The sequence below is a fragment of the Agrobacterium albertimagni AOL15 genome, from assembly GCF_000300855.1.
Classification (GTDB): Bacteria; Pseudomonadota; Alphaproteobacteria; order Rhizobiales; family Rhizobiaceae; genus Allorhizobium; species Allorhizobium albertimagni.
The window spans coordinates 178,289-199,632 of sequence record NZ_ALJF01000023.1 but is presented as its reverse complement, the minus strand read 5'-3'; the positions used below and the strand labels follow the sequence as shown (position 1 = coordinate 199,632).

General features: G+C 60.9%; 24 protein-coding genes and 1 riboswitch. Of the genes, 14 read left to right on the top strand and 10 right to left on the bottom strand.

Translation table 11 applies throughout. The features are described from left to right. Positions 1-2: 2 nt before the first annotated feature. The 7 genes from QWE_RS22870 (at position 3) to QWE_RS22840 (ending at position 6,834) form a co-directional block, all read left to right on the top strand. Complete coding sequence (locus tag QWE_RS22870; protein WP_006728557.1) at positions 3-1,169, top strand: cysteine desulfurase family protein; 1,167 nt, start codon at positions 3-5, stop codon at positions 1,167-1,169. Between the two features lie 139 nt (positions 1,170-1,308). Then, a complete protein-coding gene (gene sufB / locus QWE_RS22865) occupies positions 1,309-2,778 on the top strand; it encodes a Fe-S cluster assembly protein SufB (protein ID WP_006728556.1) in 1,470 nt (489 codons plus the stop codon). Continuing rightward, positions 2,778-3,002 carry a hypothetical protein gene (locus QWE_RS22860; protein ID WP_006728555.1) on the top strand — a complete coding sequence of 75 codons (225 nt, stop codon included), beginning with the start codon at positions 2,778-2,780 and terminating at the stop codon, positions 3,000-3,002. Before sufB ends, QWE_RS22860 begins: the two co-directional genes overlap by 1 nt. Positions 3,003-3,146: 144 nt before the next feature. Then, positions 3,147-3,902: a Fe-S cluster assembly ATPase SufC gene (gene sufC, locus QWE_RS22855; protein ID WP_006728554.1), complete on the top strand. Its 756-nt coding sequence runs from the start codon at positions 3,147-3,149 to the stop codon at positions 3,900-3,902. Between the two features lie 30 nt (positions 3,903-3,932). After that, a complete protein-coding gene (gene sufD / locus QWE_RS22850) occupies positions 3,933-5,210 on the top strand; it encodes a Fe-S cluster assembly protein SufD (RefSeq protein WP_006728553.1) in 1,278 nt (425 codons plus the stop codon). Further along, a complete protein-coding gene (locus QWE_RS22845) occupies positions 5,203-6,447 on the top strand; it encodes a cysteine desulfurase (protein ID WP_006728552.1) in 1,245 nt (414 codons plus the stop codon). Before sufD ends, QWE_RS22845 begins: the two co-directional genes overlap by 8 nt. Positions 6,448-6,459: 12 nt before the next feature. Further along, complete coding sequence (locus QWE_RS22840) at positions 6,460-6,834, top strand: SUF system Fe-S cluster assembly protein (RefSeq protein ID WP_006728551.1); 375 nt, start codon at positions 6,460-6,462, stop codon at positions 6,832-6,834. Between the two features lie 65 nt (positions 6,835-6,899). Here the strand turns inward: QWE_RS22840 and QWE_RS22835 are convergent, their stop codons facing one another. The 5 genes from QWE_RS22835 to rutA all read right to left on the bottom strand — a co-directional run bounded on the left by QWE_RS22835 (position 6,900) and on the right by rutA (position 10,698). Then, positions 6,900-7,421 (bottom strand): flavin reductase, encoded by a 522-nt coding sequence (locus QWE_RS22835; protein ID WP_006728550.1) that lies wholly within the window; start codon positions 7,419-7,421, stop codon positions 6,900-6,902. An 11-nt stretch (positions 7,422-7,432) separates the two neighbouring features. Then, on the bottom strand, positions 7,433-8,218 hold the full coding sequence (rutD, locus tag QWE_RS22830) for a pyrimidine utilization protein D (protein ID WP_006728549.1): 786 nt from the start codon (positions 8,216-8,218) through the stop codon (positions 7,433-7,435). Positions 8,219-8,444: 226 nt separating this feature from the next. Then, positions 8,445-8,834, bottom strand: a complete 390-nt coding sequence (rutC, locus tag QWE_RS22825) for a pyrimidine utilization protein C (RefSeq protein WP_006728548.1) — start codon at positions 8,832-8,834, stop codon at positions 8,445-8,447. A gap of 29 nt (positions 8,835-8,863) precedes the next feature. Continuing rightward, the gene (rutB, locus tag QWE_RS22820) at positions 8,864-9,610 is read right to left on the bottom strand and encodes a pyrimidine utilization protein B (protein ID WP_006728547.1); all 747 of its coding nucleotides are present in this window, start codon (positions 9,608-9,610) and stop codon (positions 8,864-8,866) included. Then, a complete protein-coding gene (rutA, locus tag QWE_RS22815; protein ID WP_006728546.1) occupies positions 9,607-10,698 on the bottom strand; it encodes a pyrimidine utilization protein A in 1,092 nt (363 codons plus the stop codon). The genes rutB and rutA overlap by 4 nt, the downstream gene beginning before the upstream one ends. 447 nt (positions 10,699-11,145) lie before the next feature. Here rutA and sufA point away from each other — a divergent pair, with 447 nt between their 5' ends. From sufA to QWE_RS22785, 6 genes are all read left to right on the top strand, one after another. Further along, on the top strand, positions 11,146-11,532 hold the full coding sequence (gene sufA / locus QWE_RS22810; RefSeq protein WP_006728545.1) for a Fe-S cluster assembly scaffold SufA: 387 nt from the start codon (positions 11,146-11,148) through the stop codon (positions 11,530-11,532). A gap of 110 nt (positions 11,533-11,642) precedes the next feature. Then, positions 11,643-12,092 carry an Lrp/AsnC family transcriptional regulator gene (locus tag QWE_RS22805; RefSeq protein WP_006728544.1) on the top strand — a complete coding sequence of 150 codons (450 nt, stop codon included), beginning with the start codon at positions 11,643-11,645 and terminating at the stop codon, positions 12,090-12,092. Between the two features lies 1 nt (position 12,093). Then, positions 12,094-12,717, top strand: a complete 624-nt coding sequence (locus tag QWE_RS22800; RefSeq protein ID WP_006728543.1) for a LysE family translocator — start codon at positions 12,094-12,096, stop codon at positions 12,715-12,717. Between the two features lie 168 nt (positions 12,718-12,885). Then, the gene (locus QWE_RS22795) at positions 12,886-13,626 is read left to right on the top strand and encodes a helix-turn-helix transcriptional regulator (protein WP_006728542.1); all 741 of its coding nucleotides are present in this window, start codon (positions 12,886-12,888) and stop codon (positions 13,624-13,626) included. A gap of 72 nt (positions 13,627-13,698) precedes the next feature. Further along, the gene (locus tag QWE_RS22790) at positions 13,699-14,400 is read left to right on the top strand and encodes an acyl-homoserine-lactone synthase (RefSeq protein ID WP_006728541.1); all 702 of its coding nucleotides are present in this window, start codon (positions 13,699-13,701) and stop codon (positions 14,398-14,400) included. A gap of 1 nt (position 14,401) precedes the next feature. After that, the gene (locus QWE_RS22785) at positions 14,402-14,704 is read left to right on the top strand and encodes a hypothetical protein (protein WP_006728540.1); all 303 of its coding nucleotides are present in this window, start codon (positions 14,402-14,404) and stop codon (positions 14,702-14,704) included. Positions 14,705-15,140: 436 nt separating this feature from the next. Here QWE_RS22785 and QWE_RS22780 read toward each other — a convergent pair whose 3' ends face one another. From QWE_RS22780 to gcvT, 5 genes are all read right to left on the bottom strand, one after another. After that, the gene (locus QWE_RS22780) at positions 15,141-15,467 is read right to left on the bottom strand and encodes a flagellar basal body protein (RefSeq protein ID WP_006728538.1); all 327 of its coding nucleotides are present in this window, start codon (positions 15,465-15,467) and stop codon (positions 15,141-15,143) included. A gap of 202 nt (positions 15,468-15,669) precedes the next feature. Next, the gene (locus QWE_RS22775; protein ID WP_006728537.1) at positions 15,670-15,996 is read right to left on the bottom strand and encodes a DUF1236 domain-containing protein; all 327 of its coding nucleotides are present in this window, start codon (positions 15,994-15,996) and stop codon (positions 15,670-15,672) included. 135 nt (positions 15,997-16,131) lie between these two features. Beyond that, positions 16,132-18,990, bottom strand: a complete 2,859-nt coding sequence (gene gcvP, locus QWE_RS22770; RefSeq protein ID WP_006728536.1) for an aminomethyl-transferring glycine dehydrogenase — start codon at positions 18,988-18,990, stop codon at positions 16,132-16,134. Next, the gene (gene gcvH, locus QWE_RS22765; protein ID WP_006728535.1) at positions 18,990-19,352 is read right to left on the bottom strand and encodes a glycine cleavage system protein GcvH; all 363 of its coding nucleotides are present in this window, start codon (positions 19,350-19,352) and stop codon (positions 18,990-18,992) included. Before gcvH ends, gcvP begins: the two co-directional genes overlap by 1 nt. A 20-nt stretch (positions 19,353-19,372) precedes the next feature. After that, the gene (gene gcvT / locus QWE_RS22760; protein ID WP_006728534.1) at positions 19,373-20,512 is read right to left on the bottom strand and encodes a glycine cleavage system aminomethyltransferase GcvT; all 1,140 of its coding nucleotides are present in this window, start codon (positions 20,510-20,512) and stop codon (positions 19,373-19,375) included. 149 nt (positions 20,513-20,661) lie between these two features. Next, a riboswitch (glycine riboswitch) is annotated at positions 20,662-20,750 on the bottom strand. Positions 20,751-20,935: 185 nt separating this feature from the next. On the opposite strand from gcvT, the gene QWE_RS22755 reads away from it, so the two are divergent. After that, entirely contained in the window at positions 20,936-21,307 is a 372-nt protein-coding gene (locus QWE_RS22755) for a hypothetical protein (protein WP_006728533.1), read from the top strand. Positions 21,308-21,344: the final 37 nt, after the last annotated feature.

The following is a 21,344-nucleotide window of genomic DNA, read 5'->3' as shown; positions in this document are numbered from 1 at the left end:
GGATGGCTGTTGAGCGCATCTATCTCGACTGGAACGCCACCGCACCCCTGATGGGCGCGGCGCGCGATGCCATGGTCGAGGCGCTCGCAATGCCCGGCAACCCGTCTTCAGTGCATGCCGAAGGACGCGCGGCGCGTGCCCTCATCGAAAAGGCCCGCCGCGAGGTCGCAAGTCTCGTTGGCGCGGAAGCCTCTCATGTGACGTTTACCGCAAGCGCGACCGAAGCCGCCAATCAGGTGCTGTCGCCGGTCTATCGGATGGGCAAGTCGCGTGTTTCGCTCGGTCGGCTCTACGTTTCCGCGATCGAGCATCCGGCTGTCCGAGCCGGCGGACGCTTTGCCGCTCATCAGATCACCGAAATACCGGTGACGCGTTTGGGTGTTCTCGATCTCGATGCGCTTTCGGCGCTGCTGGCCGCGCATGATCCGGCCGACGGTTTGCCTCTTGTTGCCGTGATGATTGTCAACAATGAAACCGGCATCGTGCAGCCAATCCGGGATGTCTCCGCCATCGTAAAGAAGTTCGGTGGATTGCTTGTTGTGGATGCCGTTCAGGCGGCGGGACGTTTGCCGATCGCCATCGCTGACCTTGGAGCCGATTTCCTGATCCTCTCGGCCCACAAGCTCGGTGGCCCCAAGGGCGTTGGTGCGCTGGTGTCGCGTGGCGAGACCTTGATGCCGGAACCTCTGGTGCGTGGTGGGGGCCAGGAGAAGGGGCATCGCGCCGGTACTGAAAATCTCGCGGCGATCGCCGGCTTCGGCGCTGCTGCGCGCGAAATGGCGGCGGGCCTGGTTGAGCGGAATGCGCATGTGTCTGCACTTCGCGATCGGGCTGAGCAAGCCATGCTGTCGGTGGCGCCAGACACCATGATCTACGGCCGGGGGGGAACGCGGGTCGGCAACACCAGCTTTTTCCATCTGCCCGGACTGAAGGCTGAAACCGGTCAGATCGCCTTCGATCTGGAAGGTGTCGCATTGTCGGCGGGTGCGGCCTGCTCGTCCGGCAAGGTGGGCGCCAGCCACGTTTTGACCGCGATGGGCGAGGATGCCGCAACCGGAGCGCTGCGCCTGTCGATCGGCCCGACGACAACGGAAGCGGACATTGATCGCTTCGTTGCGACCTTTGAGAAGATTGCCGCCCGGCGAAAACCGGCTGGCCAGGCCGCATAAGCGGCAAAAAACCGGTCCGATCCTCGTTTTTCCCTTGCCAAGAGGGTGAAATGGTGGCTCGGGAACCTTAGATATGGCGGGTCACCGCCCAACGTTAACAAGCTGTCGGAATTTGGCCCGGCAAGATTGGAGAACGACCATGGCTGCTGTGCAGGAAACGATCGATCAGGTGCGCCAGATCGATGTGGATCAGTACAAGTATGGTTTTGAAACCACCATCGAAGTCGACAAGGCCCCGAAAGGCCTGTCGGAAGACATCGTCCGCTTCATCTCGGCAAAGAAGAACGAGCCGGAATGGATGCTCGAATGGCGCCTCGACGCATATCGCCGTTGGCTGACGATGGTCGAGCCCACCTGGGCGCGCGTCGACTATCCGAAGATCGATTTCAACGACATCTACTATTATGCCGCGCCGAAGACGGCTGCCGGCCCGAAGTCGCTCGACGAAGTCGATCCTGAGCTTCTGAAGGTCTATGAAAAGCTTGGCATTCCGCTGAAAGAGCAGGAAATGCTGGCGGGCGTCCAGTCTTCGAAGATCGCCGTCGACGCCGTCTTCGATTCGGTTTCGGTCGTCACCACCTTCAAGGAAGAGCTGATGAAGGCCGGCGTGATCTTCATGTCGATCTCGGAAGCGATCCGCGAATATCCCGAGCTGGTGAAGAAGTATCTCGGCTCGGTCGTTCCGGTCACCGACAACTATTATGCGACGCTGAACTGCGCCGTCTTCACCGACGGTTCCTTTGTCTACATTCCGAAGGGCGTTCGCTGCCCGATGGAATTGTCGACCTATTTCCGCATCAACGAGAAGAACACCGGCCAGTTCGAGCGCACGCTGATCGTCGCCGAAGAAGGCGCCTACGTGTCCTATCTCGAAGGCTGCACGGCACCCCAGCGCGACGAGAACCAGCTGCACGCAGCCGTGGTCGAACTCGTTGCCATGGATGACGCCGAGATCAAGTATTCGACCGTCCAGAACTGGTATCCGGGCGACAAGGACGGCAAGGGCGGCATCTACAACTTCGTCACCAAGCGTGGCGATTGCCGTGGCGACCGTTCCAAGATCTCCTGGACCCAGGTCGAGACCGGCTCGGCCATCACCTGGAAATATCCGTCCTGCATTCTGCGCGGCGATGACAGCCAGGGCGAGTTCTACTCGATCGCTGTTTCCAACGGCCATCAGCAGGTCGACAGCGGCACCAAGATGATCCATCTCGGCAAGAACACCAAGAGCCGGATCATCTCCAAGGGCATCTCAGCCGGTGTGTCGCAGAACACCTATCGCGGCCAGGTCTCGATGCATCGCAAGGCGGAAAACGCCCGCAACTTCACCAATTGCGACTCGCTCCTGATCGGCGACACCTGCGGCGCGCATACGGTGCCCTATATCGAGGTGAAGAACTCGACGGTCAAGGTGGAGCACGAGGCGACGACATCTAAGATCTCCGAGGACCAGAAGTTCTACGCCATGCAGCGCGGCATCCCGGAAGAAGAGGCCATCGCCCTGATCGTCAACGGCTTCGTCCGAGACGTCATCCAGCAGCTGCCGATGGAATTCGCGGTTGAAGCGCAGAAGCTGATCAACATCTCGCTCGAGGGAAGCGTGGGGTAATGAACGAGAAGGTCGAGAATCTCATTTTAGAGCATCTGCGCATTATGCGCACCGACCTCTCTTCTTTGAAGGAGGAAATGGTCGGTATGCGTGCAGAGATGCGGGCTGTGAAGCAATACATGGCCGGGTTCATGACCGACGAGACGAGGCAGGATGGCGAGATCGCGGAATTGAAGCTGCGTCTCGACCGGATCGAAAAACGGCTTGAGTTAAGCGAGGGCTGATAAGGCCAGTGCGCCTTGCGCAAGGTCGGTCGCCCATGTGTCCTCGGGACAAGCCCGAGGATGACGGATTGAAGAACAAGCGCCAGCGGCGCAACAGGAAACGACAGGCGGCTCTTGAACCGCCCGATGGACAGGAAGACAGACATGCTTGAAATCAGAAATCTCCATGCCCGCATCGCCGAAGACGGCACCGAAATCATCAAGGGCCTGAACCTGACGGTGAAGGCCGGCGAAGTGGCTGCCATCATGGGTCCGAACGGCTCAGGCAAGTCGACGTTGTCCTACATCCTGTCGGGTCGCGAAGACTATGAAGTCACCGAAGGCGACATCCTCTATAACGGCGAGAGCATTCTCGAACTCGACCCGGCCGAGCGCGCTGCCAAGGGCATCTTCCTTGCCTTCCAGTATCCGGTCGAAATCCCGGGCGTGGCCACCATGCAGTTCCTCAAGGTTGCAATGAACTCGCAGCGCAAGGCGCGTGGCGAAGCCGAACTGACGACGCCGGACTTCATCCGCCGCGTCAAGGAAGCCGCCGGCGAATTGAAGATCAACCCAGACATGCTGAAGCGTCCGCTCAATGTCGGTTTCTCCGGCGGTGAAAAGAAGCGCGCTGAGATCCTGCAGATGGCGCTGCTCGAGCCGAAGCTCTGCATTCTCGACGAAACCGATTCCGGCCTCGACATCGATGCGCTGAAGATCGTCGCCGATGGCGTCAACGCGTTGAAGCGTCCGGACCGCGCAACTGTTGTCATCACCCACTACCAGCGCCTGCTCGACTACATCGTGCCTGATAGCGTTCACGTTCTCTACCAAGGCCAGATCATCAAGTCGGGTGACAAGAGCCTGGCGCTGGAACTCGAAGCCAACGGCTATGCCGACATCACCGGTCAGGCAGCGTAAGCGGTTTCAAGTTTTGAAGGAGTTGCAACGATGACTTTGCAAGCGGCCAACCGGCTCACCGCAGCCGAGACCCAGCTCATCGACGCCTATACTAACCAGATCGGCAGCCTTCCGGGCGATGGCGCCGTGCTTCTGAAGCGCGACGGCCTGTTCGACGCGCTGAAGCGCCAGGGCCTTCCGACGCGCCGCGTCGAGACCTTCCACTACACCGACCTCAAGGCGCTGCTGCGTGCACTTCCGGCGGATGAGCCGCAGGCTGTTGCCAAGACGGTTGACCCCTTGGTGTCGGGCGCTCATGTGCTCAACGTCCTGCAGGGCGTGGCCCAGCGGCCGTCAGCGCTGCCGGATGGTCTGAGCATCGCACTCTACCGCGACGCGCTCTCCACGGGCGCCGCTGCCGACGGTCTGACAGCCTTCAACGCGGACGACACGATCGGCCGCCTGAACGGTGCTTTCGTGCGCGACGGCTTTACGCTCGATGTGGCAGAGGACACGGAGATCGAAGCGCCGATCGAGCTGCAGTCGGTTCACGCGGCCGGTCAGCTGCATCTGCGGTTCCCCGCCACCTTCGGCAAGGGTTCCAAGGCAACCGTTATCGAGCGTCATGTCGGCCAGAGCGGTTCGGCCGCACTCGCCTCGGTCGTCGCCGATCTGAAGCTCGGCGAGGGCGCCGAGATTACCTGGATCATCCTGCAGGGCGAAGGTGATGCCGACACCCATCTCGGCCAGATCCGCGCCGAACTGGGAACGGATGCGAAGTTCAGGCTCTTCATCGTCAATGCCGGCGGCAAGCTGGTGCGCCAGGAGGTGCATGTGAAGACCGCGGGCGAAGGCTCCGACTTCATGCTGCGCGGCGTCAACCTGCTCGGCGGCGACACGCATACCGATGTCACTATGACGCTCGGCCACGACGTGCCGAACACGACCTCGACGGAAATCATCCGCAACGTTGTCTTCGATCGTGCCCACGGCGTCTTCCAGGGCATGATCCGGGTTGCTCCGGATGCCCAGAAAACCGACGCCCGCATGGCCTGCAATACGCTGCTGATGTCGGATGATTGTGAGTTCTCGGTGAAGCCGGAACTCGAAATCTTCGCTGACGACGTGCAGTGCGCCCATGGTGCGACGGTCGCCGACATCCACAAGAGCCATCTCTACTACCTGATGTCGCGCGGCATTCCGGAAAAGAAGGCACGCGCCCTGCTGATCAATGGCTTCGTCGCCGAAATCGTCGAGGAGCTCGAAAACGAGCCGCTCGTCGAGGCCCTGGAAGAGATCATCACCGACTGGCTGGAGCATCATGGCTGACACGATCGCGGCACGGACAGGATACGACGTTGAGGCGGTGCGCCGGGATTTCCCGATCCTGTCGCGCGAAGTCTATGGCAAGCCGCTGGTTTATCTCGACAATGCGGCGTCTTCGCAAAAGCCGCAAAGAGTGATCGACGCCGTTTCACACGCCTATGCCCACGAATACGCCAATGTGCATCGTGGCCTGCATTTCCTGTCCAATGCTGCGACGGATGCCTATGAGGCGGCGCGCGAAAAGGTGCGCCGTTTCCTCAACGCCCCATCGATCGACGAGGTGATCTTCACCAAGTCCTCGACCGAAGCGATCAACACGGTCGCCTATGGCTGGGGCATGAAGCATATCGGCGAGGGCGATGAGATCGTGCTCTCGATCATGGAGCATCACTCCAACATCGTGCCCTGGCATTTCCTCAGGGAACGCAAGGGTGCCAAGCTGGTCTGGGCGCCGGTCACCGACGACGGCGCCTTCGACATGGAAGCCTTCGTGGCTTGCCTGACCGAGCGCACCAAGCTGATCGCCATCACCCATATGTCGAATGCGCTCGGTACGGTCGTGCCGATCAAGGAAGTCTGCCGCATCGCCCATGAGCGCGGCATTGCCGTGATGGTCGATGGCTCTCAGGGCGCCGTTCACATGCCGGTTGATGTGCGGGATCTCGGCTGCGACTGGTATGCCGTCACCGGCCACAAGCTCTACGGTCCCTCGGGCATCGGCGTGCTCTGGGGCAAGATGGACCGCTTGAAGGATATGGACCCCTTCATGGGCGGTGGCGAAATGATCATCGAGGTCGCTGAAGATCGCGTCACTTATAACGAGCCGCCGCATCGCTTTGAAGCCGGCACGCCGCCGATCGTCCAGGCGATCGGGCTGGGTTATGCGCTCGACTATATGGAAAGCCTCGGGCGTCCGGCAATTGCCGCCCATGAGGAAAGCCTGCGCGCCTATGCGCATGAGCGTCTCTCGGCGATCAATTCGCTGCGGATCATCGGCAATGCGCCGGGCAAGGGGGCGATTTTCTCCTTCGAACTTGCCGGCATTCATGCCCATGATGTCTCCACCATGATAGACCGTCGCGGCGTTGCAGTTCGCGCCGGAACCCATTGCGCCCAGCCGCTGCTCGCCCGTTTCGGCGTGACTTCCACTTGTCGGGCGTCGTTCGGTCTCTATAACACAAGGGAAGAAGTCGATGCGCTGGCGGACGCGCTGGATTACGCCCGCAGCTTCTTCGCCTGAGGAATGAACACCATGAGTGACACCGAAACCAAGCCCGATGTCCGCGACGGCATCATCCACACAGCGATCCCGGCGGACGAAGTCGCCCGCCTGTCGGACGATATCATCGCCGCGCTGAAGACGGTCTACGATCCGGAAATTCCCTCCGACATCTTCGAACTCGGCCTGATCTACAAGATCGACATCGAGGACGACCGCACGGTGAAGATCGTCATGACCCTGACCGCCCCGGGGTGCCCGGTTGCCGGCGAAATGCCGGGCTGGGTCGAGAACGCCGTCGGTTCGGTCGAAGGCGTGTCGGGCGTCGAAGTGGAAATGAGCTTTGACCCGCCGTGGACGCCGGACCGCATGTCCGAAGAGGCGCAGGTCGCCGTCGGCTGGTACTAAGTGAATTAGGCTATCAACGAAACGGCCCGCCTTGCGCGGGCCGTTTTGCGTTTAGGTATAGCTGTTCAGACGGTGCGATAGCCCCGGTCGAAATAGACCAGCGCCTGGCCGTCTTCGCGGGTGGTGACGTCGAGGGCTTCGCAGAACAGCACTTCATGGGTGCTGCCGTCATGCACTTCCGAGATCCGGCATTCGAATGAGACGAGCGCATCGACGAGGCGCGGCGTGCCGGTCTCTGTCGTCTCCCAGGTGGCGGCAGCGAAGCGTTCATCGACCGGCGTCTTGCCACCGAAGAGGCGGCTGACGGGTTCGTGCTCCGCGGAAAGCACGTTGACCGAAACGAACCCGTTGGCGCTGACGGCAGGATAGGCGGATGAGCCCTTGTTGAGGCAGACCAGCAGCGTCGGCGGATTGTCGGAGACGCTGGTGACGGCAGTTGCTGCGAAGCCCGCACGTCCGGCAGGGCCATCGGTGGTGACGATGGTCACGGCTGCGGCGAGGCGGGCCATGCCGTTGCGATAAGCCGCACTCACCTCCGGCGAGCTGCCTTCGGAGGCAACAGGGGCTATGGTCTTGGTGGCCAGCATGGGTGTTTCCTTCAAGCGTGTTCGAGGGTCGACAGGAAGTCGATCACCGCGCTGTTGAATGTTTGCGGATAGGTGACGTTGACGGCATGTCCACCGGCGACGGTGAGCACGAGATTTGCGTTTGGCAGGCTTTCTGCGAGGCGCAGCGACCGTGAATAGGGGACGAGCAGGTCGTCACGGGTGGCAATCACCAGAGTCGGCGTTTGGATCTCGCCGAGACGGTCGTCGACATCAAAGGCGCGCAGTGCCGCAATCCGCTGTAGGATATTGTCGCGACCCTGGAAATGGGCGAGCGCGTGCGCCTCTTCCGCGGCCATCTTCTCCGGATTGTCCGCCATGTAGATGGCTGGATAAAGAAACAGTGGCTGCGCCTTGACGAAGGCCTCGACACCGGCGTTTTCCAGGAGCGCAATGCGGACATCGAAGCAGCGGCCCGAATGCGGATCGGCCTTGCTCCAGGCATTGATCAGCACGAGGCTCTCGATCAGTTCCGGCCGGCGCAGCGCCAGATCCAGCCCGATCAGGCCACCCAGCGCATGACCCATGAAGTGGAATTTCTCGAGCTTCAGCGTCTCGACGATCTCGAGCACGTCATCGGCCATGGCGGAAATGCCGCCAACCTCTGGCACCTCGCCGCCGGTTTTCCCGCAGCCACGATGGTCGTAGGTGATGACGCGGAAGCGTGTCGACAGGGCAGGGATCTGTGGAGCCCAATAGCCGCCCGAGCCGCCGAGGCCTGACGAGAGCAGGATGGTCGGCGCATCGGGGGAGGTCAGGCCGTGAATGTCGTAATGCATGGTCTTTCCATGTGTTGCGGCGGGTTGGCACCCCCCTCTGTCCTGGCGGACATCTCCCCCACAAGGGGGGATAGCACCGAGCGGCAGCGATTTGCCCGATTCTGGGGAGCACGATGATCAAGTTTGGCGGGTTCTGGTGAGGTCCGCGGTTTGCCATCTCCCCCCGTATGGGGGAGATGGCCGGCAGGCCAGAGGGGGGTAAGCCGCCCTCCAACCTAACCGCCGCTCACTTCTTCCCGATATGCGCAACCGTCGCGATCTCGACCAGCGCATCCGGCTTCACCAACCCGCACTGCACGCAGTAACGCGCTGGTTCGTTGCTGGGGAAGTATTCCGCATAGACCTTGTTGACCGCCTGGTAATTGGCCCAGTCGGTGACGAAGATGTGGTTCATGGTGACGTCCTGCATGGTGCCGCCGGCAGTCTCGATGACGGACTTGATCGTCTCCAGCACATGGCGTGTCTGTGCGGCGGCGTCGCCGACATGCACGACGTCATTGTTCTTGTCGAAGGGAAGGGTCCCCGAGACATAGAGAATGCCATCGGCAAGCGTGCCGGGCGAGTAGGGGGCAAGCGGCTTGGATGTGCCTTCGGGGACGACGATGGTCTTGGGCATTCTCACACTCTCCTTGATTGGTGGGATGATCATTCGGCTGCATCGGCAGGCGCTGCCTGTCCGATCGCACCGCAGAAGTCGTTGACGGTCGCCACCCAGCCGAAGAATTTTTCGACATTGTAGACGGTCGCCTGTTGGATGAAGTCGGGACCGAGGTGATGGGTCGCGTCCTCGAGCATCACGCCGAAATATTCGAGGTGGAAGGCATCGCGCAGCGAGCTTTCGACGCAGACATTGGTGGCAATGCCGACAAAGACGAGGTTGCGGATGCCGCGGGCTCTGAGCACGCTGTCCATGTTGGTGTTGAAGAAGCCGGAATAGCGGCTCTTCGGTACCAGGATATCACCTGGCTTAGGCTGCAGCTCGTCGACGATCGCATAGTCCCAGGTGCCCTTGGCGAGCAGTTGCCCCTGCAACTCGGGCCGCTTGCGCATGGTTTTGAGTGCATTCGACTTGTGCCAGTTGGGTGAACCGGGGCCGCCGGCCTCGACATAGTCAGGGTCCCAGCCGTTCTGAAAATAGACGACTAGCACGCCGGCTTCGCGCGCGGCATCGAGCGTCTTCTTGATATTGGCGATCGTGCCCTTCGCGCCCGCTATGTCGAAACCGGCGAGATCGACATAGCCGCCTTCAGTCGAATAGGCATTCTGCATGTCGACCACGACGACCGCCGTTTCCGACGGCTTGAGCGTGATTGGCTCGGGGCGGGCGGGAAGCGTGACGCTCTTGGTCAGCTCCGGACGTGGCTGATAGCCGGCTACAACGGCCTCGCTCATTCCGCGGCCTCCAGCATCTGGTTCACATGAGCGCGGCTCTTCATCAGCGGCTGCACGTATTTGCCGAACTTCTCGATGCCTTCGAGGAAGTCGTCGAAGGTCAGCATAACGCCGCCGGTGCCGGGCACTTCGCTCATCTCGTCGAGCATGGCGGCGACTTCCGCATAGGAGCCGATCAGCGTGCCCATGTTGATGTTGACGGCAGAGACAGGGTTCGCCATGTGGCGGACATTGGTGTCGGAGCCCGACTTGGTGTCGATGGCACTCTGCAGGCCGAGCCATTTGATGGCTTCCTCATCGGCGCCTGCCTTGTAGTGCTCCCACTTGGCAAAGGCTTCTTCGGTGGTTTCCTCGGCGATCACCATGGTGAGCACGAAGGAGCGCACGTCGCGTCCGGTCTTCTCGGTGGCGGCAAGCAGGCGCTCATTGGTTGGCGCAAAGGCCTTGGGCGTGTTGACGCCGACGCCGAAGCAGAAGCTGTAGTCGGCAAACTGAGCCGAAAAAGCCATTCCAGAATTGGAGGAGCCGGCGCAGATCAGCTTCACATCGCCTTCCGGGATCGGCTTCATCCGGCAATCATCCATCTGGAAATGTTTGCCCTTGAGGTCCGACTGGCCCGTCGTCAGCAGGTCCTTCAAGACGGTTGTGTATTCGGTGAGGTATTCGTAGCGGTCGGAGAAATAGTCGTCGCCGGGCCAGAGGCCCATCTGGCTGTATTCGGGGCGCTGCCAGCCGGTGACCAGATTGACGCCGAAGCGGCCGTTCGAGATCGAATCGATCGTGGTTGCCATCCGCGCAACGATCGCCGGCGGCATGATCAGGGTCGCGGCGGTGCCGAAGAGCTTGATCTTCGAGGTGACGGCGGCGAGGCCTGCCATCAGCGTGAAGCTTTCCAGGTTATAGTCCCAGAACTCCGTCTTGCCGCCGAAACCGCGCAGCTTGATCATCGAAAGCGCGAAATCGAAGCCGTATTCTTCGGCCTTGAGCGTAATCGCCTTGTTGAGCTCGAAGCTCGGCTTGTATTGCGGGGCATTCTCCGACAGCAGCCAGCCATTGTTGCCGATCGGGATAAAGACGCCGATTTCCATATCTGTTCTCCGCTTCTGGAGGCGCGCCAGGCGCCTTTTTTGTTTCCCAGAGAACGAAGCAATCGCTGTGCCAGTCTGAAATATTAAGGACGAACAATGACTTGGTGTTGGTTCGGAGAATTAATTTACCGAATGGTCAAAATTTCGATCGATTTCGAAACCCTTTGCCCGAGTTTGCATCCGTTTCCGCTGTGCGCTGCAATATTTTTGATCGCCGTCGAGGAGGGGCGCATGCAAAGGCGGGTTTCAAGCTTCTGATAAAGATCACGTTTTCCGGGTGGTCCTGTCATGCCCAAGGATTGATCATCATCAAACACAGGCCTGTCCGCAACGCGCCGCTCGTGCGGCGTGTGACGGGCTTAAGCTATTGAACCGGCGAGGCGCCTCCCTTACATTGCCAGGAGAAACGCCGGACCTTGAACCCGGTTGTTGATGGAGACTGTGCCGATGGGCTTTCAGGTAATGACCATGAGCGATGCGGCTGCTGCACGCGTCAAGGCGATCGTCGAGAATTCCGGTCCCGATGCAAAGGGCATCCGCGTGGGCATTAAGAAGGGTGGCTGCGCCGGGATGGAATACACCATCGATCTGGTCACCGAACCCAATCCGAAGGATGACCGTATCGAAAAGTACGGCGCTTCCGTTTGGATCGATCCGGCCGCAGTTCTTTATCTGCTGGGCACGGAAATGGGTTTCGAGACGACCACGCTGCGGTCCGGTTTCACCTTCCACAACCCGAATCAGACCTCTGCCTGCGGCTGCGGCGAATCCGTGGAGTTAAAGGCGGCCGATCTCACCGAGCTCGCAAAGCAGCGCCAGGCCGCACCTGCCTGAGCTAGACTCGAGATGAGCCGCGCGGCTCTCGTCGTGCGGGAATTCTCTTTTTCGCCGTAATTCGAAGAATTATCTTGCGGAATATCGATTTACGCAAATAAACTGCGGTCATGGATACCAGTGACCGCAAAATTATCGATCTCTTGGCTGAAGATGCCCGCCGTTCGCTTGCGAGCATCGGGGATGTGGTAGGGCTTTCTCCCTCCGCCGTCAATGAACGCATCCGTCGTCTTGTCGCGTCGGGAGCCATCAAGCGTTTCACGCTGGAGGTGGATCCGGCAGCGCTTGGCCTGCCGATCACTGCCTTCATGCTGGTGACACTTCCGCAGGACACCGAACAGGCTGCCTTCCGCGATTACGCCGAATCCCACCCGGCCGTGCTCGAATGTCACCATGTGACGGGCAGCTGGTCCTATATGCTGAAGATCCGAACTGCCGACCTTACGGGCATCGAGACATTCCTCGCCGATCTGAAGGGCGAGCGCCTGATTGCCCGAAGCGAGACGATGATCGCGCTGTCGACGGCAAGCGAACGCAGTTATGTAATCGGCACCGATTGACATGGATGCGCTCCTCTTCGGCAAGGGCCTCGTACTTGGGGTGGCGATAGCCGCCCCACTCGGGCCGATCGGAGCGCTCTGCATCAACCGCACGCTGGAGCGTGGCTTCTGGGCCGGCGTTGCCGGAGGGTTGGGCACCGCGATCGCCGACGGCGTCTATGCGGCTCTTGCTGCGGCCGGCTTCACCGCACTCGGATCCTATCTCGGCTGGCTCGAGTTTCCCTTGCAGGTCTTAGGCGGCCTGTTCTTGATCTATCTTGGCATTGCTGGGCTGAAGCCGCGCTCAGCGGTCTCCGCAGCCAAGGTTCAGGCGCGCGGCCTGCTGTCGACGATTGCCGCGACCTTCCTGCTCACCATCGCCAATCCCGCGACGATCCTATCCTTTGCAGCGATTTTTGCCGGATTGGGGCTTGCGGCGGGCGAGGGCGGTTGGGCCGGCGTGCTGCTGGTGGCGGGTGTCTTCCTCGGCTCGCTTGCCTGGTGGTTCTTCCTGAGCGGCGCCGTGACCGTGGTGCGAACACGGCTCCCCGAGGGTTTTGCGACGCTGGTCAGCCGGATCTCTGCGGGCATTCTGATCGCCTTCGGCATCTTTGCCCTGTTGCATGCCGTGTTAAACGCCATCTGAACCGGGTCAAAGCGCGTCGGCGAACGCTATCGCTTTGCTGGGAGGTCCCGCGGGACTGCAACATTAACCTTCGCCAATACCCTTGGAAATCCAATGTTAATCGGATCGGCCGGTCGCGGGCTGTGCTAGAAGTCACAGATGTGATGACTGGCTATCTTGAGGGTGCGGATGTCAGACAGGCAGGCGACAGCCAATGCGATGTTCGATTTTATCACCGAGTCGTCGCGCGCGCGCGACAATGACGAAGTGCTTGCCTGCCTTGGCAAGGTGGCGGGGGCCTTCGGCATGGATTGCTATGCGGTGTCCGGCATCCCGCTCCCGGGTGAGCGAATCGATCCCTATTTCATGCTGAATGCCTGGCCGGAAGGCTGGTTCGAGCGTTACGTGGAAGAAAATTACGTGCATGTCGATCCGGTGATCTACCGGACCAAGATGTCGAACGAGGCCTTCGTCTGGTCGGAAGCGCTGGCCGACAAGCCGCTCAGTCGCTCCGCCAAGCGCGTCATGAACGAGGCCACCGAGTTCGGAATGCTGGATGGTTACAGTGTGCCGCTCCATTCCGTCGGCGGCTTTCAGGCGATCGTCACCTTCGGTGCGCGCAAGGTCGAGCTGTCCAGCGAGCAGCGCGGTGCGCTGCACATCGTTTCAATTTACGCGCACAACCGGTTGCGTGCCTTCCTCGTCGATAGCAGCGAGCGCAGCGCGGCTGTTGCGGCCAAGGTCACGCCGCGCGAACGCGAGGTTATTCTCTGGTGCGCGGCCGGCAAGACCAATTGGGAGATTGGCCAAATTCTTGGAATCTCGGAGAAAACGGTTCAGCACGAAATCGCGGCGGCGAGCCGCAAGTTGAATTCCGTGAACCGTGCGCAACTGATCGCCGAATCGATTCGGCTCGGAATAATCCGATAAATAGGCAGAACGGCCTATATTGAATTCAGGCGGCATCCCGCAATCTTGACCCTGGATTTTCTGGGGGTCTGGATGCTTGCGACGATACTGGGCGCGAACACGCACGACTATGCCGACATCATGGAGCAGGTCTGGGCCTTTCGCCATCGCCAGTTCGTCGAGCGATTGGGATGGGAAGCCTGCCGTCGTGCCGACCAACGGGAGATCGACCAGTTTGACGGTGATGAGGCCATCCATCTGCCGCTCATCGTCGGCGGTGACGTGGTCGGATACAGCCGCCTCCTTCCGACCCTGAAGCCGCATCTTCTGTCGGATGTCTATCCGCATCTGATGGACGGAGCGGAGTGGCCGCGTGGGCCTCGCGTCTATGAATGGACCCGGTGCATTGCCGAAGTGTCCGACAGGTCGATCGCCGGCGTCCCGATTTCCAACATCCTGATGACTGGGGTCATGGAATATTGCCTCGTGGCTGGCATCGGCACGCTGGTTGTCGAGACGCATCCCAAGCTCGTCAACCTGCTTCTGACGACCGGTTGGGATGTGATGCCGCTGGCGGCACCGAGCATGCTCGACGGATCACTGATCGTTCCGATCACGGCCAAACCCTCCATGGCAGGGCTGCTGCGGCATCACGAACTCTACGGGGTTACCGGCAGCGTCCTCGATCTCGAGCGCGCACCGGGCAATCCCTTCGCGCCAGTGCCTCTTCAACGTCTGGCCTTCGCCGAAGAACTTCACGGACATATTGAATATGCAAGAATTGCAGGAGAATGACATGCCGGATGGCCAACTTCCATCCTCTGAAATCTACGTTCGCTCGATCGTCGAAGAGCAGGTTCGTAGCCTTCGGGAGATCATCAAGGGCGTTTCGCAGAAGGCTCCGCTGAGCGACGATGCGCTCTTCCTCGATCATCTCCTGCAGATGGTCTCACTGGCTGCCGCCGACGGTCTCGATCGCCGTCGCGCTGGCGGTGGACGAAAGCGCAGTGCGTCAGAACCCGACAGCGGACTGACGGACATCCGCCTCGATGTCGCAAAGATGGAGTTCGTCTCGCAGCGCCTCGATCGCACCCAATAGATAGTCGCGAAGCTTCACCGGGTCCGTCGATCCGGTGTCGAGCTGTCCTAGAGCCTCGGTGATCTGAAACAGACAGTCCTCGACATAATCATTCGTGTGGACAGATGTAAGCGCTTGGTCGAGACGCTGTTCGACCAGACGGCGCAAACCGACGGCGTCCTCGACCTCTGCGCAAAGGATCTGGGTCTTCAGGTAGTTGAGTGCGTCGTTATACATGCCATCCTCGATGCAACCGTATGCAACTCCCGACTGTGTCTGGATGCCCGGCTCTTTGCAATCGGAGAATTCGGTCCGTTTGGTGCTTTTGCCTCACGGAGTGGCCGTTGGCCCAAAAAAGTCAGTGCTATCCGAGCGTTGCGGAGACTGGTTGTGACGAGACGCGTCTTCACGTCACCGTCTTTTAGACGGTAAGCCGCGTGCATGCCGTGGCGAAGAATCAGTCGCGCTTGATCCTGAGCAGGACGTCCCAGATGTCCGCGCCGGTTTCCCAGACCGCGGCATTCGCCTTGAAGCCGATCTCGGCTTCGACAAGCGACAGCATTTCCGAAGCGAGGTCGACATTCGACGTGTCATCGAGGACAGGGCCACCCGACGGCGAAACCGTGGCGGAAACGCCGCCCTGCGCGCGGCTGGTAAAGTCGGTTTCGAGCCGATCATAGGCGGGGGTCATGGCATTGGCGACATTATTCGAGGTTGCGGCAAGACGCGTTTGCTGCGCCTGCATGCCCGAAAACGAAATGCCCATGATCGCCGAGATGCTCATTGTATGTCCTGCCGTCACGGTGGTCCTTCGCGCAGGATAGTGGGCAAGGGTTAGAATTTCCCGAACGGTCACGGTTTCCAGCTGATGACGGCTGCGCAACGATGTGCGTGATAATGGGACACCAACAAGGGACGGCGTGTGGTGATCATAAAAAAGAGAACCCGGCCTGAGCCGGGTTCCGATGGTCTGACCTGCGATGGGGTCACTCGATGATCTGGATGATCTCGCGGGTCTGCGGATCGACGATCACGCGGCGCTCGTTGACCACGGTGTAGGAATAGTTCTCGTAACCTTCGACCGGGTAAAGTTCGACGGGATCCTCGATCACGCGACCGATCACAACGTCGCCTTCATAAGGCACGGAACGCACTTCGCGCTGCAGGACATAGGTTTCGATCGGGGCCGGCACGACGATTGTCGACTGCGTGGCAACCGGGGCCTGCTGGATGATGACAGTTTCCTGCGCATTGGCCGACGCCGAGAGCGTCATCAGTGCCGCTGCACCAGCGAGGATGAGAGTATTGCGCATATCTGTTCTCCTGTGTTGGACAGCGGAGAGAACGGACGGCAACGTATTCCGTTCCATCACAGGGTTTTTCGACTTGTCACGACAAATGAAAAACGCCGCCTCAAGGGCGGCGTTCCTGTGGCGATACTGAGGCCGTTACTCGGCAGCTTCCGCGTAGGCTTCCATCGGCGGGCAGGTGCAGACGAGGTTGCGGTCGCCATAGACATTGTCGACGCGGTTGACCGAGGACCAGTATTTGTCGACCCGGAAGGCACCCGGCGGGTAGCAGGCCTGTTCGCGGCTATAGGGACGTGTCCATTCTCCGACCAGGTCTTCCACCGTATGCGGTGCGTTCTTCAGCGGGTTGTTGGTCTTGTCCATCCGGCCTTCTTCGATGTCGCGGGCTTCCTCGCGGATCGCCAGCATGGCATCGCAGAAACGGTCAATCTCGGCCTTGGTTTCCGATTCCGTCGGCTCGATCATCAGCGTGCCGGCAACCGGCCAGCTCATGGTCGGCGCGTGGAAGCCGCAGTCGATCAGGCGCTTGGCGACGTCGTCGACACTCACACCGGCAGAAGCCTGCAGAGGACGGGTGTCGATGATGCATTCATGCGCCACGCGGCCGGCTGCCGAGGTGTAGAGCACGTCGTAAGCGCCCTTCAGCCGCGCCGCGATGTAGTTGGCGTTGAGGATCGCGACCTTGGTCGCCTGAGTCAGGCCTTCGCCACCCATCATCAGGCAGTAGGACCAGCTGATCGGCAGGATCGACGGCGAGCCGTAAGGACCGGCCGAGACGGCACCCGGACGACCATCGGTCACGACATGGCCCGGCAGGTAGGGCGCCAGATGCGCCTTGACGCCGATCGGCCCCATGCCCGGACCACCGCCGCCATGCGGGATGCAGAAGGTCTTGTGCAGGTTGAGGTGGGATACGTCGGAGCCGATGTCACCGGGGCGGGCAACGCCGACCATGGCGTTCATGTTGGCGCCGTCGAGATAGACCTGCCCACCGAACTGGTGGGTGATCTCGCAGATCTCGCGCACCGTCTCCTCGAACACGCCATGCGTCGAGGGATAGGTGATCATGCAGCAGGAGAGATTGGCCGCATGCTCTTCCGCCTTGGCGCGGAAGTCGTCGAGATCGACGTCGCCATTGTCCTTCGACTTGACCGGCACGACCGTCATGCCGACCATCTGGGCGGAAGCCGGGTTGGTGCCATGCGCAGACGTCGGGATCAGGCAGACCGTGCGATGCGCATCACCCCGGGCGAGGTGATAGGCGCGGATCGTCAAGAGACCCGCATATTCCCCTTGAGCACCCGAGTTTGGCTGCATCGAGATCGCATCGTAACCGGTGACCGCGCAGAGCTTTTCCGAGAGGTCGTCGATCATTTCCTTGTAACCCAGCGCCTGATCGGCCGGCACGAAGGGATGGATGTCGGAGAATTCCGGCCAGGTGATCGGCAGCATTTCGGCTGTCGCGTTCAGCTTCATCGTGCAGGAGCCGAGCGGAATCATCGCTCGGTCGAGCGCCAGATCGCGGTCCGAGAGACGGCGGATGTAGCGGGTCATCTCGCTTTCCGCGCGGTTCATGTGGAAGATCGGATGCGTCAGGTACTCGCTGGTGCGCAGCAGATCCGTCGGCAGACGGTAGTCGGCCTCGAATTCCGAGACCTTGTACTTGCCGCCAAACGCGCGCCAGACGGCTTCGAGCGTCGCCGGCCGCGTGCGTTCGTCGAGCGCGATGCCGACCTTGGTTTCGCCGACCTTACGCAGGTTGACGCCCTCGGCAACGGCTGCCCGCGTCACGAGGCCCTGCATGTGGCCGACCTCGACGGTGATCGTGTCGAAGAAGGTTTCAGGCTCGACCTTGTAACCGAGCTTTTCCAGGCCCTTGGCGAGCAGAACCGTCTTGCGATGCACCTGCTGGGCAATCGCCTTCAAGCCCTGGGGCCCGTGGAAAACGGCATACATTGAGGCCATGACGGCGAGCAGAACCTGTGCGGTACAGATGTTCGACGTCGCCTTTTCGCGGCGGATATGCTGTTCGCGTGTCTGCAGCGACAGGCGATAGGCGCGGTTGCCGCGCGCATCGACGGAGACGCCGACAAGACGGCCGGGCATGGAGCGCTTGATCGCATCCTTGACCGCCATATAGGCCGCATGCGGGCCACCGTAACCCATGGGAACGCCGAAGCGCTGGGTCGAGCCGATGGCGATATCGGCACCCATTTCGCCAGGCGACTTGAGAAGCAGCAGCGACAGGATGTCGGCGGCGACGGCGGCGAGAGCGCCGGTCTGGTGCAGACGGGCGATCAGGCCGGAGAAGTCACGCACATGGCCGTGCGTGCCCGGGTACTGGAAGATCGCGCCGAAGACTTCCGTCGGATCGAGATCGGTGAAGGGATCGCCGACGATAACGTTCCAGCCGAGCGGCTCGGCACGCGTCTGAATGACGGCGATGGTCTGCGGATGGCAGTCCTTGTCGACGAAGAAGCCGGTCGCCTTGGTCTTGGCGCTGCGCTGGCAGAGCGCCATGGCTTCGGCGGCAGCGGTGGCTTCATCGAGCAGCGAGGCGTTGGCAACGTCGAGACCTGTGAGGTCGGTCACCATGGTCTGGTAGTTCAGAAGCGCCTCGAGACGGCCCTGGGAGATCTCCGGCTGGTAGGGCGTATAGGCCGTGTACCAGGCCGGATTTTCCAGGATGTTGCGCTGGATGACCGGCGGCGTAATCGTACCGTAATAGCCCTGACCGATCAGCGAGGTCAGAACCTTGTTCTTATTGGCTGTCTCGCGAAGCTTGTCGAGTGCCTCGCGCTCGGTCATCGCCGCACCCCAGGTGAGCGGCACCTTCTGGCGGATCGAGCCGGGGACGGTGGCATCGATCAGCTCATCGAGCGAGTGATAGCCGATGACCTTCAGCATCTCGGTCATCTCGGTGGGCGAAGGGCCGATATGGCGCCGGTTGGCGAAATCGTAGGGATCGTAATCCGTGAACTGGAATTCTGTCGTCATCAGGCGATCAGCTCCTTGTAGGCTGCTTCGTCGAGAAGCGCATCGGCATCGGACGGATTGGCAAGCTTCAGCTTAAAGAACCAGGCAGCACCTTCCGGATCGGAATTGACCAGCGAGGGATCGTCGACGATCGCCTGGTTGATTTCGACGACTTCTCCATCGAGCGGGCAGTAGACGTCGGAGGCGGCCTTGACGCTCTCAACGGTCGCAGCGGTGCCGTCCTTCTTGAAGCTCGACCCTTCTTCCGGCAGTTCGACGAAGACGAGATCGCCGAGCTGGCCGGCGGCATGGGTGGTAATGCCGACGGTGGCAACATCACCCTCGATCTTCAGCCATTCGTGTTCAGCGGTGAATTTCAACATGGTTCTCTCCGGAGATTTTTTCAGCGTTTATAGGTGGGGGTGATGAAGGGAAGGGCGGAGACGGTGAGCGGCATCAGCTTGCCACGCACTTCCGCGAAAACCTGGGTGCCAGGGGCGGCCATTGCGGTCGGCACGTAACCCATGGCGATAGGGCTCTCGACGCTTGGGCCGAAGCCGCCCGACGAGACCTGGCCGATCTCGGTCTTGCCCTCGGCATCGGCAAACAGCCTGGCCGGCGGGCGCACTGGGGCCTTGCCCTCGGGCTTCAACCCAACACGGCGGCGGGAGACGCCATTATCAAGCTCAGCGAGTATCCGTTCGGCACCCGGAAAGCCGCCTTGGCGGGCACCACCGTTCCGGCGCACCTTCTGGATACCCCATTCGATCGAGGCTTCCACAGGCGATGTCGTCGTGTCGATGTCGTTTCCGTAGAGGCAGAGGCCGGCTTCGAGACGCAGCGAATCGCGGGCACCGAGACCGATGGGCTGACAATTGGGTTGGTCGAGCAGCGTCTTGGCGAAATCGGCGGCGCGGTCTGCGGGGACCGAGATCTCATAGCCGTCTTCGCCGGAATAGCCGGTGCGGGAGACGAGGGCAGGGATGTCGCCCAGAGACAGTTCACGCACATCCATGAACTTCATGGCTGCGACGTCAGAATTGAGCGCCGCAAGCACGGCCTCTGCCTTTGGGCCCTGGAGGGCGAGAAGCGCCCGGCCATCATGCACGAGAACCTGAACGCCATCAGGCAGCTTCGCCCGCATGTGCGCGATATCGGCATCCTTGCAGCCGGCGTTGACGACGACGAGCAGGCGTTCGCCCAGCCGCGAAATCATCAGGTCGTCGAGGATGCCGCCATTGTCGTCGGTAAAGAAGCCGTAACGCTGACGCCCATCCTTGAGGCCGAGGATATCAACGGGAACGAGTGTTTCCAGCGCCTTGGCCGCATCATCATAGGTGCCGGAGGCGGCGACGAGCTCGACCTGTCCCATGTGCGAGACATCGAAAAGGCCGGCGGCAGCGCGGGTGTGAAGATGCTCTTTCAGCACGCCCGCAGGGTATTGCACCGGCATGTCATAGCCGGCAAAGGGAACCATCTTGGCCCCGAGCGACACGTGGAAATCATAAAGGGGGGTGCGTTTCAGTTGGGTCTGATCTTCCAAGACGTCGCCTCCGGGTTTGAGCGCTCGCGCGCTTGCTCAATTCTGGGCACGGTTGTGCCGGTTCATGAGCCCCCTCTGTCCTTGTGCCTGAGATTGTTATCCCTTCGGCTTGGTCCGCTTTGGAAACGGGCCTCTCTCCAGAGTGCAGTCGACGCCTTGTGGTCCTTTTGCCTGAGAGTTTCCGGGGCGGTTGCTCCTTCGGCTCCGGATCAAACCGGTATCTCCCAACAAGGTGTTCAAGGCATTATCCGGCAGCGTGGCAGCTTGGCAAGGGGCTGCGTCGCTGCCGAACAAATAATTGTCGCTCAGACCTCGTGTTTGCGGGGGTGCGAACATCCTGGCGTTTGATCCGCGGACGCGGCATCTCGCCACTTGGCTTGTCCCCGGCATCGCGATAAAGGATCAGGTGAAACGGGGGCAAAGATGAAACCGAATGTCAGACCAGCGACGATCCTATTGCGCATCTTCTGCGCGATCGTCTTCCTGTCTGTTGGTTTCGGCCACCGGGCACCCGCCGCGCTTGCCAACGATATTCAGTCGGTCGCCTACATGCTGCCGGACGGATCGTTTGCCGATCTTTGCACTGCCGATGCGGGCCAGAAGCATGCAAGCCCTGTCGCGGACTGCGAGGCCTGCCGTCTCGCTGGCGCCATCCTGCTGCCGGAACCTTCCGACCAGTCCTGGCTGGTCGACCGGTTCCCGAGCCTGGGTGAGATTGCCCCGGTCGATTCGACCGTCCGCCCCAGCCATCTCCTCGATCGTCCACGCCTGCGCGGTCCGCCGCTCTCCGTCTGATTGCCCTCATTCAATCGACGAAGACTTTAGACTGCCG

Coding starts and splice junctions, on each gene's coding strand:
- QWE_RS22860 (WP_006728555.1), top strand. CDS start 2,778: ATGAACGAGAAGGTCGAGAATCTCATTTTAGAGCATCTGCGCATTATG.
- QWE_RS22800 (WP_006728543.1), top strand. CDS start 12,094: ATGGATGCGCTCCTCTTCGGCAAGGGCCTCGTACTTGGGGTGGCGATA.
- rutD (WP_006728549.1), bottom strand. CDS start 8,218: ATGCATTACGACATTCACGGCCTGACCTCCCCCGATGCGCCGACCATC.
- gcvH (WP_006728535.1), bottom strand. CDS start 19,352: ATGTTGAAATTCACCGCTGAACACGAATGGCTGAAGATCGAGGGTGAT.
- QWE_RS22845 (WP_006728552.1), top strand. CDS start 5,203: ATGGCTGACACGATCGCGGCACGGACAGGATACGACGTTGAGGCGGTG.
- QWE_RS22775 (WP_006728537.1), bottom strand. CDS start 15,996: ATGCGCAATACTCTCATCCTCGCTGGTGCAGCGGCACTGATGACGCTC.
- gcvP (WP_006728536.1), bottom strand. CDS start 18,990: ATGACGACAGAATTCCAGTTCACGGATTACGATCCCTACGATTTCGCC.
- sufA (WP_006728545.1), top strand. CDS start 11,146: ATGGGCTTTCAGGTAATGACCATGAGCGATGCGGCTGCTGCACGCGTC.
- rutB (WP_006728547.1), bottom strand. CDS start 9,610: ATGAGCGAGGCCGTTGTAGCCGGCTATCAGCCACGTCCGGAGCTGACC.
- QWE_RS22795 (WP_006728542.1), top strand. CDS start 12,886: ATGTCAGACAGGCAGGCGACAGCCAATGCGATGTTCGATTTTATCACC.
- rutC (WP_006728548.1), bottom strand. CDS start 8,834: ATGCCCAAGACCATCGTCGTCCCCGAAGGCACATCCAAGCCGCTTGCC.
- QWE_RS22755 (WP_006728533.1), top strand. CDS start 20,936: ATGAAACCGAATGTCAGACCAGCGACGATCCTATTGCGCATCTTCTGC.
- QWE_RS22780 (WP_006728538.1), bottom strand. CDS start 15,467: ATGAGCATCTCGGCGATCATGGGCATTTCGTTTTCGGGCATGCAGGCG.
- QWE_RS22785 (WP_006728540.1), top strand. CDS start 14,402: ATGCCGGATGGCCAACTTCCATCCTCTGAAATCTACGTTCGCTCGATC.
- QWE_RS22805 (WP_006728544.1), top strand. CDS start 11,643: ATGGATACCAGTGACCGCAAAATTATCGATCTCTTGGCTGAAGATGCC.
- sufB (WP_006728556.1), top strand. CDS start 1,309: ATGGCTGCTGTGCAGGAAACGATCGATCAGGTGCGCCAGATCGATGTG.
- QWE_RS22870 (WP_006728557.1), top strand. CDS start 3: ATGGCTGTTGAGCGCATCTATCTCGACTGGAACGCCACCGCACCCCTG.
- rutA (WP_006728546.1), bottom strand. CDS start 10,698: ATGGAAATCGGCGTCTTTATCCCGATCGGCAACAATGGCTGGCTGCTG.
- QWE_RS22840 (WP_006728551.1), top strand. CDS start 6,460: ATGAGTGACACCGAAACCAAGCCCGATGTCCGCGACGGCATCATCCAC.
- sufC (WP_006728554.1), top strand. CDS start 3,147: ATGCTTGAAATCAGAAATCTCCATGCCCGCATCGCCGAAGACGGCACC.
- QWE_RS22790 (WP_006728541.1), top strand. CDS start 13,699: ATGCTTGCGACGATACTGGGCGCGAACACGCACGACTATGCCGACATC.
- QWE_RS22835 (WP_006728550.1), bottom strand. CDS start 7,421: ATGCTGGCCACCAAGACCATAGCCCCTGTTGCCTCCGAAGGCAGCTCG.
- sufD (WP_006728553.1), top strand. CDS start 3,933: ATGACTTTGCAAGCGGCCAACCGGCTCACCGCAGCCGAGACCCAGCTC.